The organism is Paenibacillus protaetiae, assembly GCF_004135365.1.
Classification (GTDB): domain Bacteria; phylum Bacillota; class Bacilli; order Paenibacillales; family Paenibacillaceae; genus Paenibacillus_AP; species Paenibacillus_AP protaetiae.
The window spans coordinates 545,566-566,669 of the sequence record NZ_CP035492.1 but is presented as its reverse complement, the minus strand read 5'-3'; the positions used below and the strand labels follow the sequence as shown (position 1 = coordinate 566,669).

General features: G+C 51.3%; 12 protein-coding genes. 1 reads left to right on the top strand and 11 read right to left on the bottom strand.

The genetic code is table 11. The features are described from left to right. Positions 1-2 precede the first annotated feature (2 nt). The 10 genes from ET464_RS02345 to ET464_RS02300 all read right to left on the bottom strand — a co-directional run bounded on the left by ET464_RS02345 (position 3) and on the right by ET464_RS02300 (position 14,795). Positions 3-1,211, bottom strand: a complete 1,209-nt coding sequence (locus ET464_RS02345) for a hypothetical protein (protein WP_129437919.1) — start codon at positions 1,209-1,211, stop codon at positions 3-5. Between the two features lie 160 nt (positions 1,212-1,371). Then, positions 1,372-1,911: an NADPH-dependent FMN reductase gene (locus tag ET464_RS02340; protein ID WP_129437917.1), complete on the bottom strand. Its 540-nt coding sequence runs from the start codon at positions 1,909-1,911 to the stop codon at positions 1,372-1,374. 177 nt (positions 1,912-2,088) lie between these two features. After that, entirely contained in the window at positions 2,089-3,708 is a 1,620-nt protein-coding gene (locus tag ET464_RS02335) for a response regulator transcription factor (RefSeq protein ID WP_129437915.1), read from the bottom strand. 94 nt (positions 3,709-3,802) lie between these two features. Next, entirely contained in the window at positions 3,803-5,119 is a 1,317-nt protein-coding gene (locus tag ET464_RS02330) for an ABC transporter substrate-binding protein (RefSeq protein WP_129437913.1), read from the bottom strand. Positions 5,120-5,237: 118 nt separating this feature from the next. Next, positions 5,238-6,980: a sensor histidine kinase gene (locus ET464_RS02325; protein ID WP_129437910.1), complete on the bottom strand. Its 1,743-nt coding sequence runs from the start codon at positions 6,978-6,980 to the stop codon at positions 5,238-5,240. A gap of 100 nt (positions 6,981-7,080) precedes the next feature. Continuing rightward, positions 7,081-7,932: a carbohydrate ABC transporter permease gene (locus ET464_RS02320; RefSeq protein WP_129437908.1), complete on the bottom strand. Its 852-nt coding sequence runs from the start codon at positions 7,930-7,932 to the stop codon at positions 7,081-7,083. Beyond that, positions 7,929-8,897 (bottom strand): carbohydrate ABC transporter permease, encoded by a 969-nt coding sequence (locus tag ET464_RS02315; protein ID WP_129437906.1) that lies wholly within the window; start codon positions 8,895-8,897, stop codon positions 7,929-7,931. Before ET464_RS02315 ends, ET464_RS02320 begins: the two co-directional genes overlap by 4 nt. A 400-nt stretch (positions 8,898-9,297) precedes the next feature. Next, positions 9,298-11,364, bottom strand: coding sequence for an alpha-glucuronidase family glycosyl hydrolase (locus ET464_RS02310; protein ID WP_208543888.1), 2,067 nt, complete (start codon positions 11,362-11,364; stop codon positions 9,298-9,300). A gap of 57 nt (positions 11,365-11,421) precedes the next feature. Further along, positions 11,422-12,822 (bottom strand): glucuronate isomerase, encoded by a 1,401-nt coding sequence (gene uxaC, locus ET464_RS02305; protein ID WP_129437904.1) that lies wholly within the window; start codon positions 12,820-12,822, stop codon positions 11,422-11,424. Positions 12,823-12,998: 176 nt separating this feature from the next. Further along, positions 12,999-14,795, bottom strand: a complete 1,797-nt coding sequence (locus ET464_RS02300) for an ABC transporter ATP-binding protein (protein ID WP_244226637.1) — start codon at positions 14,793-14,795, stop codon at positions 12,999-13,001. 169 nt (positions 14,796-14,964) lie between these two features. Between ET464_RS02300 and ET464_RS02295 the strand changes: the two genes are divergently transcribed. After that, a complete protein-coding gene (locus tag ET464_RS02295) occupies positions 14,965-15,873 on the top strand; it encodes an AraC family transcriptional regulator (RefSeq protein ID WP_129437902.1) in 909 nt (302 codons plus the stop codon). Between the two features lie 96 nt (positions 15,874-15,969). Here ET464_RS02295 and ET464_RS02290 read toward each other — a convergent pair whose 3' ends face one another. Then, positions 15,970-20,850: an immunoglobulin-like domain-containing protein gene (locus ET464_RS02290; protein ID WP_129437900.1), complete on the bottom strand. Its 4,881-nt coding sequence runs from the start codon at positions 20,848-20,850 to the stop codon at positions 15,970-15,972. Positions 20,851-21,104: the final 254 nt, after the last annotated feature.

The following is a 21,104-nucleotide window of genomic DNA, read 5'->3' as shown; positions in this document are numbered from 1 at the left end:
TATTACGCCCCCTTCCCGGTCCAGCTTGCATATAGAAGGTGTGCCAGCTGCCGGTTGCCGTCATTCGTCAAATGGACATGATCCGTAAACTGTCCGGGAGCAATACGGTCCTGCAAGTCGAAGTACAATCCGGGTTTGGCAGCAAAGTAACGGTCCAGCGCCTGCAGATTAGCCACATAACCGGGATTGGTTACTTCCGGTTTGGACATTTCACCATTGCCTCCGGCAACAAACACAAGCGTCCGCTTCCCTTCCTGCAGCTTATAAATCCGCTCCATAAAATAAACCGCCCAATTATGTACGCTTAAATCAAAAGGCTCCGGATTAAAAAAGCTTTTATATTGCGGATTTTCACGTTTTTGCTCCACATTGCCTTTTTCATACCACGGGCGCGGGTCGCCAAGCAGGTCGCTCTTGTCCTTATGCCGCGCCCACTCCGCCTTCAAAATCTCTTTATCTTTGACGATCGGAATCGCATGTACGCCGTCGCTGACCCGCTCATCCAGCCACTTGTTTAGCGGCATTATGCCGGCACTGCCGTTATACCCGCTTGTTCTCATTTGCGGCAGCAAATCCCGGTATGCCTGCTTGTCCACGCGGCGCAGATCGTCCATCAGCCAAAACACAGGCTTGGAGCCGTAAACCGATTTAGTAAAGGCGGAATAGGTTACCCCAAGCATGACATTGTCCGTCCGGATGCCTTTGTTTCGCATCATAAGCAGCAATGTATACGCATCGCCGGGCTGGATGGACGGCAAAGACAAATTAAAAACAACCTCCCCGTCATGCGCAAATTCATCATTCAAATAACGTCCCAGTGAATGATCGGACGTTTCATTCGTTCCCCAGGCAACGGAGTTGCCGATTAGAAGGATGTACCGGTCCAGCTTGTCCTGTTTAATGCGTTTCTTCATATTATCCAGCACGACGTTTATGGAATCCGGGTCGTTTAAAAATAGCTGATAGTTGATCCGGTAATGGTACACCGTGCTGGGATGAATGATCCAGCCGGGAACCAGCTGAAGCAGCAGGAACAGAATCGCTGCAGCACACAGGCTTTTCAAGCTTTTTCGGCTTCGCTTCACTTTGGAAAACGGGTGTTTCCCGGCCCATTTGTTTCGGGCCGGCATAGACAGTTGAGCAGGGTTTGGCATATTTCGCTCCTTCGGGGTCGTTTCATATTCCGATACCATAACTTGGTATACTCCCATTCGCCATAAATCCTCAAAATTCCTGCTCTTCCATTATTTTTTCGCCAATATTTGATTATAGAAACTCCATTCAGACTCCGCTGTCCCGACACAAAAAAACGCCTCTCCGCAAGGAGAAGCGCTTCGTACAGCATGTATGGTAAGTATGGATGTGCTGGAATTAACGCAATGTTTTCAGCGCGCCGCTCCAAGCAAGCACTTGATCGAGCATGCCGTTTACGTTCGTCAAATGCAGGTCAGCCGGCTTAAATACCGAGCCGTTCTCAAAATCGGTAAACAGCGAGAGAGCTGCATGAATGCGAACGTCCGCTACGGACAATTCGCCCAAAATGCCGCGAAGATGTTCAGCAGCGCGTGCGCCGCCTACAGAACCGTAGCTGACGATGCCGGCAGCTTTGTTGTTCCATGCATCACGAGCAAAATCAAGCGCGTTTTTGAGCGATGCGGTAATGCTGTGGTTGTACTCTTGGACAATAAAAACAAATCCGTCAAGCGTGGAGAGCTTTTCGTTCCAAGCGGCCGCTTGTTCCGACGCGTCCACTTCGCCAAACAGCGGGAGCTTATAGTCTGCAATATCTACAATTTCGTAGTTCGCGTCGCCGCGTTGATCTGCAACGCTTTTAACCCATTGACCTACTTGCGGGCTTACGCGTCCTTGACGGGTACTGCCCAGAATAATGCCGATATTCAACTTAGACATTCCTATTTCCTCCTTTTAATTGGCGCTGCTTTCCTTACTTCGTATTGCCCTCGCATCTCCGCATCAAGCACCGGATAGCCATTGGCTGATTTACCCTTTATTGTAAATCGAAGTCGTTAGTATCATAACCGAACGTAATTCTCTATGTCAAGTTACTAACTAAAAGTTTGTTGAAATTTAAGATTTGACAAGATCGGTCGGATTCATGCCGCTGTACTTTTTGAATAACGTGCTGAAGTATGGCACATTCTGGTACCCCACCTTCTCCGCCACTTCATAAACAAGCATTTTCCGCTCCATAAGCAGCTCTTTCGCTTTCTCCATCCGGACGCGGGTCAAATACGTATTAAATGAGTCACCCGTTATGCTCTTGAATATGTGGGACAAATAGTTGCGCGAAATAAACACCTTGTCGGCCAAATCCGCCAGCGTAATATCTTTCGGGTAATGGTCATGAATATATTGGATCATAAAGTCAACAGCTTGCCGGTGCTTGCCGTTGCCTTTCCATTGCCGGCTGCTGCAAATGGATGTAATTTTGTCTTTCAGCCAAGAGGTCAGCTGCTGGACAGTGGCAATGCTGGCCCATTCCTGGTCATGAACCTCGCTTGGGCATATTTCATCCAGCACAGTGCCAACCTCATACATGCTGTACGCCATAATTGCGCTGATTTCACGCGCCAGCAGCTGCAAATATTCGCTGTCCGGTTCGTCCGGTCCAGACAGCTGACCGGCAAAATCATCAGCCAGCTGGCAGGCAAGTGTCTCTTGGCCGGCCTTAATAGCTGCGCCAAGCTCTTGATAAAACTTGACCGGGCGAATGAGCTGGGTTTGTTTCTTCTCAGCGGTATTGCCGATGCCGTATATATCTGCACCAGGCTCAAGCGGATGGCTCTTCCAGTCTATCGCGCGAAAAGCTTCTTCCGTAGAGTCCGGAATTTCTTTCCAGCAAGATTTAATGCCGCCGATCCCGATTTTCAGCTTCAGCTTCAAGTAACTTTCAACGGCATCCTTAATTTGTTTGCCCAACTGAAGCAATTGGACTTCAGCAGCTTTCACATCCGTATGCTGATCCGGGTGCACAAGCAGCGCGGAATGCGTGCCGTGCAGCTCCGTATATTCAAAATGCGCAAAAAAACCTGCCGCCACTTCGCAGGCAATGTTCCGCACGGCAAACCGGAACAAATTGAGGTCCGATAAGGATACGGACCCTACGCGTTCATTGCGCACGATATCAATGCCGATGACGGCATGCTGCGTGCTTGTCCAATAGCGATATGGCACCGCCACATCTTCATCCTGTTTATATAATTCTCCAAGCGTGCCGGAAATCGCGCCTTTAATCCATTCTTTTTCCATAATCGGCGCAAGCCGCTTAATCCGTTCTTCCCATTCATCCTGCCTTAATTTCCGTTCCTCATCTTCCATAAGCCCATTGATCGTTTGTCCAAGCACTTCTTTTAATGTCGGAAGGCTGATCGGTTTCGACAAGTAATCGCTAACGTTTAACCGGAGCGCCTGTCTCGCATATTCAAAATCGGAATATCCGCTAAGAATGATAATCCGCCCTTCAAAGCAGTCCGAACGAAGCTGCTCGATCATATCCAGGCCGTTCATGACCGGCATATATATATCGGTAATGACAATGTCCGGCTTCTCTGCACGGATCATCTCAAGACCGTCCTGGCCGTTTAACGCTTCGCCGGCCCATTCTGCATGAAGCTCTTCCCACGGAATAGCGTTTTTCATTCCTTGCAGAACTTGGCGGTCGTCGTCAATGATAGCAATTTTCCACATGTCGTAAGGATCTCCTTCCAAGCCATTCTTCTTTGAATACTACAATATGCCCGTCATTATCGCGGGAAGCGAATGCCGGGCATAACGTTACAGCTTAGTTTTCGTATTCTTGTGCCGTGCTTTTCAGTTCGTCAAATGCGCCTTGCGGATCTACTTTGCCGAAGCTCAGCTCGTCGCGTACAAGCGCCCAGTCTTTATCTACCCAGTTGCTCCAGCCGCTTGCGCCTGCTGTCCATTGTTGGCCGTCAACCGCAGTTGCATTGTACATATCAATGCCGACTTTGTCCGCATCGGAGAAGCTGGATGCAATCTCTGCCGCTACTTTGTCGTTAACCGGGTTGCCGCGGGTTGTACCCAAAATTTTAACCGCTTCCGGATCATTTGTGAACCAGTCAAGGAATTTTTGAGCTTCTTCTTTCTGTGCGGAGTTCTCCGATACGCCGAAGAACAACGCCGGTTTCAGCCAGCCGCCTGCTTCTACATTACGAGGCATTGTAATCATGGCATATGCGCCAGGCTTCAGGCTGTTCCAAGATGTAAAGTTGTTCGAGAAGCCAAGGCGGAACAAGATCGTGCCTTTCACCATCAGGTCGCCTGTCGGGTCAAACTCTTTATCCGAAGCGTTCACGTCAGCCGGAGGCACGATGCCTTGCTCACGCAGCTCCTGGAACTGGGTTGTCCATTTCAGGAACGTTTCTTCGTCGATATGGAATTTGCCGTCTTCCGTTACAAGCAAACCTTTGCCGGCAGCGTACTGGTATGCGCTGTATGCGAAGTAGTCGCCTGCATAATCTTTTGTAAAGTATTGACCTTGCGCCAGTTTCGGTTTTGATGCTTTGGCAAGCGCAAAGAAATCATCCCAAGTCCAGCCGTTTTGCGGAGCGGTCAGCCCCATTTTTTCCAGTGCCGCTTTGTCGTAAATCATGCCTTCCGCAGCGGAGCCGAGCGGAACCGCAATTTGCTTGTCTTCGTATTTGCCAGCGTTAACAAGCTTAGCATCTACGTTAGACAGATCTACATTAGGCAGCTCTGCCAATTGACCACGGGAAGCCCAGTCGGACACCCAGCTTGGGTCAATTTGGAAAATATCCGGCGCGTTTTTCGCAGCCGCTTGTGTGGACAATTTGTCCAGGTATCCGTCCATACCCGAATATTCAGGCTCGAAGGTCACGTTTGGATGTTCTTTCGTGTACAGGTCCAACGCGTTCAGCGTCGCTTGATGACGCGCTTCCGCGCCCCACCACATAATGCGAAGCTTTACTTTTTGGCCGGATGCCGCGCCGCTGTCGTTAGCTGCTGGCGCATCTGACGCTTGACTGTTGTTGCCCGAGTTGTTGCTCCCGCAAGCCGCAAGGGATGCCGCCAATACAATGGTAGTCGAAACTCCGGCGAAGCGCTTCCAAAATGCCATTTTACTTCATCTCCCCTAGTTTAATTGCAAAAAATCTGTTTCTGTATCTATATTAACAACACCCATTTTTCTTTTATAGCAGAGAGATGCACAATGTTTTATAAAATAATCCGAACCTTTATTCCAAAAAGGTGCCGGGCCGTTTATGCAATACGGGTATAACAATCTCTACAATAGTGCCGCCTTCCGGCCGGGCCAGCAGCTCTACATCGTACGGCTCGCCGAAATGCGTCCGGATGCGCTCCCGCACATTGCGTACGCCGTATCCTCCGGTTTTGCTCATTTTCCGGGGCTTCGGTTCCGGATTCAGCCCGATGCCGTCATCCTCAACCGTAATGACAAGACGTCCGTCCCGGATACGCATCTTGATCCATATTTTACCCTTCCCGCTTGCATGAAACCCGTGCATGACGGAATTTTCGACAAAAGGCTGCAGCAGCATTTTCGGCGTAAACAGCCTGCGCACCGTCTCATCCGCTTCAATCTCGTATTCCAGGCCTTGGCCCAGCCGAATCCGCTGAATTTCCAGATAACATCCGATATGCTCCAGCTCATCCGCGATCGTTATAAAGCTTTCGCCGTTCGAAAGCCCGATACGGAACATGCGGCCCATCAGCTCTAGTATGCGGCTCATTTCGTGCTGACCGCTGCCGATCGCCATCCAGTTCAATTGATCCAGCGTGTTATACAGAAAATGGGGATTAATATTCGCCTGCAGCGATTCAAGTTCCGCTTTGCGCAGCTGCTCGTGGCGGATCTCCAGCGATTTGTACAGCTCCTCGATCCGCTCCATCTGTTTCCGGTAACCCGTAAACAGAAATCCAAATTCATTGCGGTAATCTTCCGGCAGTTCTTCCTTTTTGCCCGACAGCGTATACCGCTTCATGACTGAAACTAGCTTATAGATCGGTGAAGTGAATTGCCGGCTTACCCAAAGCGCAAGGATTAGCGCCAGTACGATGGCGGCAACACCGATCAGCCCGATCGCAAATGCGAGCCGGAGACTGCCTTTCGTAATCGTAGACCATGGGGTCACTTCTACCATGGTCCAGTTGGACTGCTTCGTCTTGGAGTAAACCAGCAGCACTTCTCCCCGGTGCTCTCCTTTTAAATGAAGCAGGCCGGAGCTGTCGTTCAGCTTGTTTTTCCACGAAGCCCATTCCTTTGCATCCGGTACGCTGCCGATCGAAATAATCGGCTGGCCGGATTCATCCAGCATCATCCGGTTGGCGTCCTGTGAAGTGCCGGCCAGCATTTCCTCAATCGTCTGCGCTTTGGCATGCAATACCAAATAACCAAGCAGATGATTGTTATATTCAATGGACCGGACAAAGCTGATCACATTCACATTGCCCTGAAACGTGGAGATCGTTTGCTTTACCGCCCAATAGGAATCGTTTTTTTGCATTGCGGCATACCAGTTTTGCGAAGAGGCTTTCTTTAAATCACGGAACTGGATATAGCTGTTTTGTTCCGATTGAAACGGATTGTCCATATACAAGTCAATGCCTTGAATCAGCGGAATCGAATAAGTCAAATTCGCTAGCGACTGCTGAACTTCTTTATATTTTTGCAGCCTGGTGAACTGGTCCATCGCCTCGCTTCGGTTCAAAAAGCTGAGCAGCGCCGTATCCCGGGAGGTGGACAACGAGATTTGCTCCAAGGTCACCAGCCGCAGCGCAATTTCACTGTTCAGCTGGTCCAGCAGCTTCTGCTGGTTGTCGGAGGTCGCTTTGACCATTTCGTTCGAGGTCAATACATAGCTGGCCCAAATGGTGCAGCCCAATATCGCAACAATTAATGCGGCAATGCTTCCAAAAAACAAGTAGTCAATGCGATAACGTTTAAATGGATTGACCATGAGCAGCTTCCTTCTCCTTTTTTACCGCCTCGATATAAATAGAAAAGCGACGTTGCCGTCGCTTTTCAGATAGGTATAACGGACTTCGGTCCGTTTCATATTAGCCTTTAATACCGGTTGTTGCAACGCCTTCCACCAGCTGTTTCTGAGCGAAAGCGAATACGATCGTTGCCGGAACGATGGATACAAGCGACATTGCTAGCACTTGTCCCCACTGCGTACCGGATTGCGAGTCATTAATCATTTTCAGAGCAAGCCCTACCGTATATTTGTCGACCGAATTAATATACAGCAAATGGCCAAGAAAGTCATCCCAGTTCCACAGGAAGCAGAAAATGCTTACGGTTACGATGGCTGGTTTGGTAAGCGGCATGACGATTCTCCAGTAAATCCCGAACCAGGAGCAGCCGTCGATTTTGGCCGATTCGTCCAGCTCGCGCGGCACGCCGCGAATGAATTGAATGAGCAGGAAGACGAAGAACGTGCCGCCCGCGCCGGAAGCAAGCAAATGCGGAACGATAAACGGCAAATACGTGTTAACCCATCCGAACTGGTGGAACATCGCATATTGCGGAATAATCAGCACTTGTGCCGGCAGCATCAGGGTCAGCATCAGAATGCTGAACCAGAAGTTTTTGAGCGGGAAGTCCAGCCTTGCAAACCCGAAAGCAACAAGCGTACAAGATACAAACGTCGTAATCAATACGGCAATTTCAAGTCCAAAGGTGTTGACATAAAAATCCGTAAACGAATGTCCCGGCACGGAATTCCAACCGTTCTTGAAGTTGCTCCAAAGCGGATGATCCGGCCACAGGCTGGCGGAGGTCAGCTCTTCATTCGATTTTAAGGAAGCGCCAATCCACCAGAACACCGGATACACCATCAGCAGGCAAAACAAAATCATTAAAATGTGGCGGATGCCGCCTCTTACATTTTTCGCCGAAAAGCTCATTTGCGTTTCCCCCTTCCAGTGTCGGTTTCATAAAACACCCAATACTTGGAGCTGAGGGCGATAAGTCCGGCAACCACTGCGATCATAATAAGCATAATCCATGCCAGCGCCGAAGCGTATCCTAATTGATAGCGGCTGAAAGCGCGTTCGTACAAGTACACCGCATATACAAGCGTAGAGTTCATCGGGCCGCCGTTTGTAATGACATAAGCGGAGGTAAACATTTGGAAGGCGCCGATAACACCCATAATGAAGTTAAAATAAATGGTCGGCGAAAGCATCGGCAGCGTAATGCGGAAAAACTGGACAATCCGGTTTGCCCCGTCAACGCTGGAAGCTTCGTACAAATCTTTTGGAATTTGCTTGAGGCCAGCCAGGAAAATAACCATCGAAGAACCAAACTGCCAAATCGTCAGCACAATTAGCGACCAAAGCGCTGTGCTCGGATTGCTGATCCAGCCTGTCCCTTGAACTCCAAACAAGCCAAGGAAATCGTTAAACGATCCGTCTACGCCAAAAATATTGCGCCACAGCATCGACACCGCGATACTGCCGCCAATAAGCGAAGGGAAATAAATCGCAATGCGGTATGCGGAGATGCCTTTAACCGCCTTGTTTAAAATAATCGCAACAAGCAATGCGGCAATCAGCTTAAGCGGAACCGATCCAAGCACATACCAGAACGTCACTTTCAGCGATTGGATAAATTTGTCGTCTGCTGTGAAGATACGGTGATAATTGTCCAAGCCCACCCATTTCTTCGGTTTCATCAGCGTGTAGTTCGTAAATGAATAATACAAGGACAACAGCATCGGATAAAGCGTTAACAGAAAAAAGCCAATTAGCCATGGCGAGATGAACAAATAGCCGATACCCGGCGTTTCCCACCGGCTCCAGAAACTGCTGCGCTTCTTGCCGATCGCGTGCTCGATCTTGCTGTCGTTAACCGTTACGGTACGGTTCATGCGGAACTCACCTCTTGTTGTTTACTTTCTTTATGTATTTATTATAAAAAAAAGCGGTGTACAGCCTGTAGAAGAGAGATGTACGATTTCTTATAAAAAAATCCGAAAAGCGAAAGCGGACGAATCACAGGGACGCGGCTGTGCCGGACGGGCTTGTCGTTAATGCGCTGGCTTGCGGGGGGATGAGCCGGTCCGCAGGAACAGGCGCGCACAGCTGCACGGTCGGACGCGTGGCTGCGTAAAATGCATTCATGCAGCGGGGAATCCGTTGTCAGCGAGATGAGCCGCGTAATTCATGCCGCCTTGCCCGCCTATGACATGGATTGCCCGCCCCCTAAAAAAGAGCAGCTCCGAAAGTCATCTATGACGACTTTCGGAGCTGCTCTCTCGTTATTGAAACTTAATAGATGGTGCGGCCTAATGCGTCAGGCAGCCCGCTTTTGCGGAAGAAATACGTATTCAGCACGTCGCGCCAATGCTGGGCATGCTCCTCTTGAATGAGGAAGCGCTGCTTGCCTTCCTCAAAGATGGACGGCTCAATAAGCCCTTCCAGCGAATTCCATTTCGCCGTCAGTCCGGCAGCACGCTCCGCGCCTTCAAAACGAGTGTCGTAAATATGTTGAATGACCGTTTTGCCGGATTTCAGCACATGCGTGTACGGCACATGATGGAAGAACAGCAGCAATTCGTCCGGCGTACGCTCCAGCGACTCGTAGACTTCCGCGTTCGAGCCTTGGTATTGCGCCGTATAACCGGTACCCGACTTCACGGTACGGTCTACGCCAATGCCGTGCAGGTCGGCAAAATGGTACGTTCCCCACTTCGAATATTCATAACCGTCCACATCCGGACCGTAATGATAATGAGGCGTTACCATCCAGCCTACGCCAAGCGGTGCCGTATAGGATTCATAGATGCTCCACGATTCCATCAGCATGCCGCTGACGGTTTCAAGCACCTGTTCATTAGAGCCAAACGTTTGTGTAATCCATTCCGCTGCGATGCCCTCCGAAGTCAAGTCCGGGTTCCAGGCGAGGCGGCCGTAGCCGTACAAATTCGCCTGCGCAAGCGGATGACCGGTCCAGTTGGCGTCGTCGCCAATGTTGGACACCGCTGCAAATCCGCCGTAGGAACGCCCAAACAGGGTTCCATCAGCTACACGCTTCACGGTCGAGCCTTCGCCGCGCGCATACGTTTCAAACTCAAGCGCTTCCTTCCACTGCGGCACCAGGTAGCATAGATGGCGCTGCTGGCCCGTATATTCCTGCGTAATCTGGAATTCGATCGTCATATTCGTATTTGGCATCGCGCCAAACAGCGGAGACAACGGTTCGCGCACCTGGAAGTCCATCGGGCCGTTTTTCACCTGCAGGATGACGTTGTCCTTAAACCGTCCGTCCAGCGGCGTAAAATGATCGTACGCAGCGCGGGCGCGGTCCGTCTTGCGGTCACGCCAATCCTGCTTGCAGTTGTACACGAAGCAGCGCCAGATGACAACGCCGCCGAACGGGCGGAGCGCATCCGCCAGCATGTTGGCACCGTCGGCATGGTCGCGGTCATACGTAAACGGGCCTGGGCGGTTCTCCGAATCGGCTTTTACAAGGAAGCCGCCAAAATCCGGAATGTAGCGGTAAATTTCAGCCGCGCGTTCTTTCCACCATTCCTGAACCGACGCTTCCAGCGGATCGGCTGTTTCCAGCCCGCCGACTTCGATCGGCGCCGCAAAGTTAATGCTTAGGAATGTTTTGATGCCGTATTTGCGGAACGTCTCCGCTACGCGTGCCACCTTCGGCAGAAAGCGTTCCGTAATAAACATTGTTTCGTAACGGTGAGCATTCACATTATTGATGGAAATCGCGTTTAAGCCTACCGATGCCAACATTCTGGCGTAATCGCGCACTCTCGTCAAATCGTCCACGATATCATCGTTGGCATAAAAAATCGAGTTGCCGGCATAACCGCGTTCAATGCTGCCGTCGATGTTGTCCCATTGGTTGATCATCCGGATGCCGTTAACCGGATTTTCGAGCAGATTAAGCTCATCCAGCGATGCGCCGCTGCTGATCAGGCGCAGCAAATGAAACGCGCCGTACAGAACCCCTTGCGCGGAAGCGCCCGCAATGACAATGGAGCGGCCGCTCGTGCGGATGCGGAAGCCTTCCGCCGCTACTTCAGCCTGCTCTTCGCGGCTGAACGTTTCTTTAGCGGCAGCGCTGCCGGCGAATGTGCCGATGGCAATGTAGCGGCTGCCGTTTTGCGGGATATCTTTCTCCGGGCGTTTGCCCGTCAGCTTGGCAATACCGTCCTCGAGTTCGGACAAAGCCGTCAATACGCACAGCTCCGTTCCTTCCGCCACTACCGCTTTCGTCCAGGAAGCGGCGTGTTCCCGATATGCTCCTTCAGCCAGGGGCAGGTGATTCAGCCAGGCGCCATAGCCGGCTTGCGATTGAATTGATGCTTTCTCCATTATGCAAAATCCTCCTTCAATGCTTCCAAACAATTGAGTGATTGTCCGAGTTGTGTATTAAATGCCGAAGTAAGCTTCAGCATTGCGGTAACAAATATCGCGTATCATTTCACCTGCGTATTCCATATCCATCGGCAGCTCGCCTTCTTCCATCCATGTGCCGAACATGCTGCACAGCAGACGGCGGAAATATTCGTGGCGAGGGAACGACATAAAGCTGCGCGAATCGGTCAGCATACCGACGAACGTACTGATGAGGCCGATGCTCGACAACGCCTTCATCTGCTGCAGCATGCCTTCCTTCTGGTCGTGAAACCACCATGCCGCGCCAAGCTGGAGCTTGCCGCTTACGCCGCCGCCCTGGAAGTTGCCGATGGCCGTCGCAATCGCTTCGTATTGGTACGGGTACAAGGAGTATACAATCGTTTTTGGCAGCTGGTCTGTTTTGTCCATCTCATTCAGCAGCCCGTTCAGCGAACGCGCCAAGTGATAATCGAGAATGGAATCGTATCCGCTGTCCTTGCCCAGCAAAGCGGACATGCGCGTATTGTTGTTGCGGATCGCTCCGATATGCAGCTGCATCGTCCAGCCGTGTTTGCTGTACAGCTCGCCAAGGCGAAGCATGATAAACGTCTGGTACGCCTCCGCTTCGGCTTTGCTCACCGCCTCGCCTGCAAGCGCCAGCTTCAGGATGCGGGACGCTTCCTGCTCCGTTGCCGGTGCAAACGGCAGCTCGCCCATGCCGTGGTCGGATAAGCGGCAGCCATGTTCATGGAAATATTGTACCCGCACAGCCACGGCCTGAAGCAAATCGGTCAACCCGTTAATTTCCGTCCGCGAAGCTTCTGCAAGCTGGCGCATATAGTCGCGGAAATCGGCGCGCTGAATATCGAGAATGCGGTCAGGACGGAATGTCGGAGCCACTTTCGTGGACAACTTGCCTTGATCACGTATAGCACGGTGATCGTTCAGCGAATCGACCGGATCATCCGTCGTGCACACGACTTTGACATTGAACTTATCTAAAATACCGGATGCGCTTAACGATTTATGCTGCAGCTGCTCGTTGCAGCGGTTCCAGATATCCTCGGCATTGTGCTCGGACAGGCGGTCGGTAATGCCAAAATACCGGTCAAGCTCCAGATGCGTCCAATGGTACAGCGGATTGCCGGCCATTTTGGGAACCGCTTTCGCCCAAGCCAGAAATTTGTCCTTGTCAGAAGCCGCACCGGTTATGTACGCTTCATCCACACCCAGCCAGCGCAGCGCTCTCCATTTATAATGATCGCCGTTCAGCCACAGCTCGGTGATGTTGCTGAACTGATAGCCCGCAGCGATTTTGCTTTGGTCCAGATGGCTGTGATAATCGTAAATCGGCATTTGCGATGCATATTCATGGAACAAGGTTTTGGCCGTATTGTTCGTCAATAGCAGCTTATCGGTATGAAAAGCAATCATTCCAATGTCCCTCCGCATGATTGATAATTTTGATAAAACGCTCTCATGACCATACTACCATACTTGTATGGTAGTATGGTAGAACAAAATCATCCGATTATGATTGAAAAATACGAAAAAAATAAAAAGCTTGATCGCTCAAGCTTTTTATCCTGACACCGGTTTGCTTATGTCCGTTATATATTTCTGAGCTTGTAAAACTCGCCGCGGTTTGCCATCAGCTCGTCATAGCTTCCCATCTCGGCAATGCGCCCTTTCTTCATGACGACAATGCGGTCAACATTGCGGATCGTTGACAGCCGGTGCGCGACAATAAACGTCGTGCGCCCTTCCATCAGCTGCTCCATCGCCTCCTGAACATGCTTTTCGCTGACATTGTCCAAAGCGGATGTCGCTTCATCCAATATAATGATGCGCGGGTCGCGGACAAGCGCCCGGGCAATGGCAATGCGCTGCCGCTGCCCGCCGGACAGACGGCCGCCGTGCTCGCCGACTTTCGTATCCAGCCCCTCCGGCAGGCTGTCGATCACATCCTGCAGATTGGCCATCCAGATCGCCTTCTGCAGCCGTTCTTCCGGAATTTCCGGCAAGCCGTACGTAATGTTTTCCCGGATCGTGCCGGAGAATAAAATGTTGTTTTGCAGCACGATTGCAAGCGACTGGCGATAACGTTTCATCCGGAGGTCATCCATCGGAATGCCGTCGATGCGGATCATCCCTTTTTGCGGGCGGTAAAATCCGATAATAAGGTTCAGAATCGTCGATTTGCCGGAGCCCGACTCCCCTACAAAAGCCACCTTCTCACCCGGCCGCACATGCAGCGTCAAATCTTCCAGCACATGCCGGTCGCCGTTATGGTATTTGAACCCAACGCCGCTAAACTCGAATTCCCCGCGAATGTCATCCGGCCTCACCCGGCCGCGGTATTCCTCTGTTTGTGAAGACATCAGCACCTCGGATACCGAATGAAGCGATTCCGTTCCTTTCAACAGGTTAGGGTAGACGTTCAGAATGGAGTTGACCGAGCCGACCATCATGCCGAAAAAGCCTTGATACATGACAATATCGCCAATCTCCATATAACCGGCATGCGCAAGGTATCCCGTAAAAAACAAGCAAGCAACCTGGAACAACTGGAACGCCACCCAGCTCGTCGAGCCAAAATACGCTTCCAGCACGTCCAGCCGGTGCCCCCGCTCACGGATATGATGCAGCGCGCCGTCTACCTTGCGGATTTCCACATCCTCCAGGCCATGCGCCCGCGTGACCGGAATCATCTCGACCGTCTCCGACACTTTGCCGGACATCTCCTCAATGGTCTGCCTCACTTCCCGGTTGCGCTTCGACATCCAGCGCTGAAATACGCGGACAAGCACGATGGCCGCAGGTCCCATCAGCACAAAAAACAAAGCGACCATCCAGCTGTGATAAAGCGTAATGCCAACGACAATAACCAGATTGATAAAAGCCGGAATAATCGTCATCATCATTTGACGCGACAAGAAATCAATCGCTTCGACGTCCCGCAGCACCTTCGCCTGCAGCTTGCCGCCGCTCAAATCGCCGTGATAGCTGAGCGACAGCTGCTGCAGCTTGCGGACGAGCGTGCTCCGCAGTCCCGCTTCCACATGGCGGACCGCTTTGCTGATATAACTGACATGAAGCGTATGGGTCCCGATATTTTGGACAATAACCGCTACGATGACGGCCAGATTGATCCAAAATTCGTTCATCGAATGCCGGTCGGGATATGTAATCATGTTTATGACATTCGCCGTTACAATCGGCAGGACAAAAACCGGCGACGATTTGATCGTATAAAACAAGGCCGACAGCAGCACTTTGTCCCAGTGGCCCCGGTACAGCTGCATCAGAAGCCGAAGCGGCTTCTGACCGCGGCCGCGCGCGTTCTCAAACGGCTTCGAATAATCGAGCGACAGCCCGGCATCCGAAGCAATAGACATTTTTCCCATCTTCTCTCCACCCGCTTTTGCCTTTACAATAAAGGCATTCTCTCTTTTGGTCTTTTTCTCCGTTCCAAGTATACGGCTGCCGAAACGAGACATCTATAACATATTCGGTCTTATGTGCCGAAATGATTTAACATAATGAGACATCAAGCCTAGACTGGAAGGATACATTATGGCCATTAGCACATCCGGTTTGACCTACAACCATCTCACGCCTTACATCCGGTCCGAAGCGTGCCTGTACGGCTCCCATTCGGCGGTCGCCCGCAAAGGCTGGGTATGCGGGAAGCATCTTCATCATATGATGACGGAGTTCAATCTCGTCTTCAAAGGAAAAACGACGGTTACCGTCGGCAGCGCCGAGTTCGTGCAGCAGGAAGGCGATCTGCTTATTGTTTCTCCGATGCAAATGCATGATTTTCGCGTGGACGAGTCGGACGAAATGCATTATTTTACGATGCATGTGCAGCTGCCCGACCCTTATTTCATCGAATTGCTTGAACGCGAAAATATAAATTTGTATCCGGGAGGCCATCCGGTGAATGAAGCGCTGACGCCATACATCCGGCAAATCGCCTCGGCTTTGTCCGGCGAGGTCAACTCCCGCATCGGGCTGTTCGCCAATCTGTACGCCATATGCTACGAGCTGGAAAAACAGCTGAGCACAAACCGGAGACCAGATGGCGGCTGGCAGCCTTCCACTCCGTACCGGATTGCCAAAGAAATCGAACGTCTTGTTGTTGCCGACGGACAAGAGCAGCAGGCGGCGAATACAACCAATGACAATTGGCTGGAGCAAATCTCGCAGCAGATGGGTGTCAGCAGGCGCCACGCGCATCGTGTATTCAGGCAAGCCTACGGCATGTCGCCGCGCCAATATTTAATGGTGCTGAAACGCCAGGAAGCGATGCAAATGCTGGCCGGCAGCCGGGATACGATTGAGACGGTCGCGCATCGTGTCGGATATGAGAATGTGCAAAGCTTCAGCCGCCAGTTCACCGAATGGACGGGTTATACGCCCAGCGAATTCCGGAAGCTGGAATCGAGCGGCGTCCATCATTTGACGCCGCTGGAGCTGTAAGCAGCCGGGGAATAAACAAACGAGCCTCTGGAATAAATCCAGAGGCTCGTTTGTTTATTGGTTTTGCATGTTACCGCACATGGCCAATTGAATTGCTTATTGCTGGCCAAGCAAGCGAAGCAGCGCTGCTGCAGCTTCGGCGCGGGTCGCTGTGCCGTTCGGCGCAAACTGGTTGCCGTCGCGTCCTTCAAGCAACCCTTGCTCCTCAAGCGCATGAATCGCGTCTTTGGCCCATTGCGGAATCTGGTTCTCATCTTCAAATGGAGATGCCGATGCCGATGAAGCTGTCAGTTTAAGCGCACGTGCAATCATGACCGCCATCTCGGCACGGTTAATGGTCGCATTCGGACGGAACGTTCCGTCTTCGTAACCGCCGATAATGCCGGCTTGAACTGCGATAGATACAGCGTCTTTCGCCCAGGTGCCGATATCGGATGCATCGTTAAACGAAAGCTGTTCGCCTGAGCCCTGCAGTTGAAGTGCATTCACGAGCATAACGACAAACTCGGCGCGCGTTACCGTATTATCGGGTTTAAACGTGCCATCCGTATAGCCGTTTACAATATGCAGCGCAGCTGCTTGCCGGATATACGACTCCGCCCAATGTCCGGCGATATCCGTAAATACAGGAATTTCCGGTTGTTCGTTATCGGTACGGGTAATCGTCAGCGTATATGATTTCGTGTTGCCGTTCTCTGCTGTAACTTTCCATACGAGCACGTTGTCGCCGATTTTCAGATCAGCTGCAGTGAGTGATGTTTGCGATTTACCATTAACGGTCAAGCTGATTTGGGCAGCGGAGCTGGCTGCCTCTGCGCTCAGCCCAACTTGCGCCTGATCCGTTCGTGCGGTATACGAAGTCGTAGACGAGCTAAACGCCGGCGTCAGGCTAACTGATTCTCCGCTCGCCTTCACGCTGAGCGACTTCAGATTCGCGTTGCTGGATAACGGAGGCGAAGGGTTAACGCCCGATACAACACGCACCGTGCGGGTCACCTGATCTGCCGCATTGCCGGCTTCGTCGCTCACGTTGTAATAAAGCGAATAAGTGCCTGTTTTGCTTTGATCAACCGAACCGGTTACGACGATCGCGTCGGTCAAGCCTCTGTCCCGATTATCCGAAGCCGTTGCTCCCGGATCCGTGAACGCGGAGGAGCTTTTCTCTACGATAATGGAGCTGTTGCCATTAAGCGTGATTACCGGCTTCACCGTATCAATTGTCCAGGTGTACGAAGCAGGCGTTTCATCGACATTGCCGTCTTCATCAACAGCCCGGACATACAGCGTATATTCACCGTCCGATAAATCCGAAAGCGTGATGGCGCCGGATTCAGCTGCCGAGTAGCTGTCGCCGTCCAGACTGTATTCGAACGATGCCTGCTCATTATTGCTGCTAAACGTAAATGCCGCGCTTGTTGCATTGGTTACAGAAGCAGGCTTGCTGGCAATCGTCGTGTCCAGCGCCTCCGGCTCTTCAGCGCTTTGGACAATAACGGTGCGGGTAACTTGATCCGCCGCATTGCCGGCCGCATCGCTTACATTATAATCCAGCGTGTAAGTGCCTGGTTCCGTCACATCTGCTGTTCCCGATACAACAATGGCATCGGTAAGGTCACCATCGTAATTGTCCGATGCTGCTGCCCCCGGATCTGTAAAGGCTGTACCTTGCACCAGTGTGATTGTGCTGTTGCCATTCAAGGTAATAACGGGCTTCACCGTGTCGATTGTCCAGCTGTAGGACGCCGGCGTTTCATCGGCATCCCCTGCCGCGTTAACAGCACGGACATACAGCGTATATTCGCCGTCCGGCAAATCTGAAAGCGTAACGGCGTTGGATTCGTTCGGCAAATAGGTTTCTCCGTCCAAGCTGTATTCATAGGTTACCTCTTCTTGATCGCTGCCAAATGTAAATGCCGGGCTGCTATTGTTAGACACCGATGGAGGAGCGCTTATAATGGAAGTGTCCGGTGCTTGCGGTTGTTCGCCTGTATCTCCGCTGTTCACCTGGATCGTACGAACCGCTTGATCCGCCGCATTGCCGGCCGTATCGCTGACATTGTAATACAAGGTGTAAACGCCTGGTACGCTCACATCCACCGTTCCCGTTACCACAATCGCTTCGGTCAAATTACCAGCGAGATCATCCGAAGCTGTTGCTCCCGGATCGTTAAATGCCGTTCCTTGCTCCAGCGTAATTGCGCTGTCGCCATTCAAGGTAATAACCGGCTTCACCGTGTCGATTGTCCAGGCGTAAGCTGCAGGCGTTACATCGACATCCCCCGCTGCATTTACAGCACGGACATATAAGGTATGTTCGCCGTCTTTCAAGCCTTGCAGTGTAATAGCACTGAAGCTAGGCACATAAAACTCCCCGCCATTATCAAGGCTGTATTCAAAGCTTACGCCGGTTTCGCTGGCGAAGCTGAAGGAAGGCGAAGAATCATTCGATATAAGGGCAGGTTTATCTGTAATTTCCGTCTCCGGCGGCGTTACGCTGCCTTCATCCTCATAGGTTCCGTACACATTAAACTCATGGATGGACCACCAGTTGCTCAAAGTTCCTGTCTGCACAACTTTAATGTATCTGACATGGCTTGCTTCTGCGTTAATTGCCAGAAGCGAAGAGGTGCCGGTACCGCTTGCAACGGCGTCGCCCCATGTTTCTCCGTCTGCCGAAACATACACTTCATAACCCCGTGCATAGTCCCCGCTTCCGTTAGAATCCATCACGACTTGCTGGATATTGGCAAAACGCTTCATATCTACAATAATATACTGCCCGTTTTGCATGGCTGCACCGCTCGACCAGCGCGAAGTATTCACTCCGTCGAACATATTGGATGGGACATCCCCGGCGCTTGTCGGATTAGCCGTTGCCGTCCATCCCGTACGGACAAGCTTCCCGTCTCCTCCCGCAGTTGTTGCGCTTGCCGTATTGCTCGCCGGAGATGTATTGCCGACGCTGTCCTTGGCAACGACTTTATACGAATAAGTCGTATTTGCTTTTAATCCGGTATTGCTAAAAGTTGTGCCATAAGTAGATGCAATGTAGGTACTGTTACGGTAAATATCGTAAGAATCTACACCCGCATTATCCGTAGCAGCATCCCATGCCAATCGGATCTCACTGCCGCCGCTTGCCGTTGCGGTAAGATTCGTTGGCGCGGTTGGCGCTTCCGTATCATTGCCCACAAATTCGGTATACGTCTTGCGCATATCCGCGCTTGATGTGACACTGCCGCCAAGATTGTTTACGATATGCGTAATTTCGCTGCCAGCCGTACCGTTCAGCCAAATAGTCGTTAAGTGATGAAGCTTGATGCCCGGATTATCCGGCACTTCAATGGCGCTGTTCAGCTTCACGGCAGCATCCCGGAAGTACGAATAAATGCCCAGTCCCCATGCTTCATGATCCGTTACGTTATCGCCTACTTTGTAAGAGGCATACCCGTTTGTATCCCCGCCGTTGCTCATCCAGGATTGCTGGTCCGGCACATCATACGGGATTTCCGACTGGTAGAAATACAATCGTCCTCCATTGCCGTTCCATACGGTCTGGTATTCGTTGTGATGCTCGTTGAACAAGCCGTAGATGGTTACATCTTCACCGTTAACGATAAGGCCGTTCCTCGATACATTATCCGTCCAGCCTGCTCCTTCGCCATGGTCAGCGCGCCAAATCCAGAAGTGATCGCCAATGACGTTATTGCTGTTAATTTCAAGGCCAGTGTCGTTGCTTCCCGCTGTCGCTCCGCCTGTACGGAAATAAATATCGGACAACAAGGTTGGATTTGCAGAGTGGTCCGAGTTGCTGCCATCTTCACCTATCTTCAGTAGTGTGGAAGAATGGTTTGCCCCCGCATCAAACACAAGACCCGCGAGCGTAACGCCATCCACATCGTCAACGAGCATCGTGTCCTGTCCGTTATCCGGAATCAGCGTCGGAAGGCCGATGCCGAGTATAACCGTATTCGGGTTGGTCACATGGATTGTATCCTCGAGATGATAATTGCCCGGCGTAAACAGCACATTTTTGCCGGCATCAAGCGCCGCATTAATATCGGCCGAAGTCGCCTGTCCTTCTATGGCAATGTAGAAATCATCAATCGAGATCGAAGTGCCCGGCGTCGAACCGTCCGCCCAGCTTACACCCTTTGTATTCGTTTCCAGTGAAGGTACAAATACTTGGTAGTTGCCATCGCCGTCCACATATAAATAAGGTTTCTCGCGGACAACCGGCGTCGTGTCTACCTTCGTATAGGGATCTTGCGGGAACACCCCGCTTGGCACATTCTCGTCACCGACAAACACCATATTCCACACGCCATTGGACCAGTTGTTCCAAGAACTGTTGCGGGCGAACCATTGCTGCTGCGAAGCCGGTGTAATTTGACCGTCTACCAGTGTATCAGCCATATAGCCGCCGCTGGCCCAGCCAGCATTCCATGTCGTGTGATCCAAGTCAAATAGCCACAAGTCGTTTTTCACATGGACACGGCGCATCGGGGCAGCTTGCGAAACGGCAAACTGTGACGGATTGGACTTATCCGTAGGCGCAATCGTCAAGTTCTCAATCGAACGCCAGAAGTTGCGGGTTGCGTTGCCATTATCCCACTGGGCATCTGTATTGACCCCGCCCGTAATCGTGACATCACCAGGATTTTGCCCGATCCCTGCAACGGATGTGTAGAAACCAACTTTAACATTGGCATCATAAGTGCCGGGCTTGAACAGAAGCGCATACCGCTCCGGCCCAAACTCATTGCTTTCCTGCTGGTTAAAGACCGCGCCGGTAACGCTTTCAATATCGCTTTTGGACATGGAGTCGTCAAACACGTAAACGTTGGGGCCAAATATGGTGGAGTTCGCCGGTGATGCCGGAATTGCCGCGTGTGAAACGGACGGAGAGAATGAAACGAGACCAACCGCAAGTGTCAGCGCCGATAATGCAGCCGTCACCTTTTTTTTCTTTTTCATGTAGCCGTATAACCTCCCGTAATTTAATGTTGGAAGTCTAGCTGGCATGTCTACTCAAATAATAGCGCTTACATTATCAAATTCAAACAGGTGAAATTAAGATAATAGGGTTGTAAAATCAAGTTTTTGATACATTTAGTTTCATGTTACAAGGGGGTAAATGCTTGTATTTGCGAGGTTTTGAGTAGGCTTTTTGTTTGTTCGATAAATTTCGATACAATTAGTAACTACAAAAAGAGAGAAAAGAAAGGACT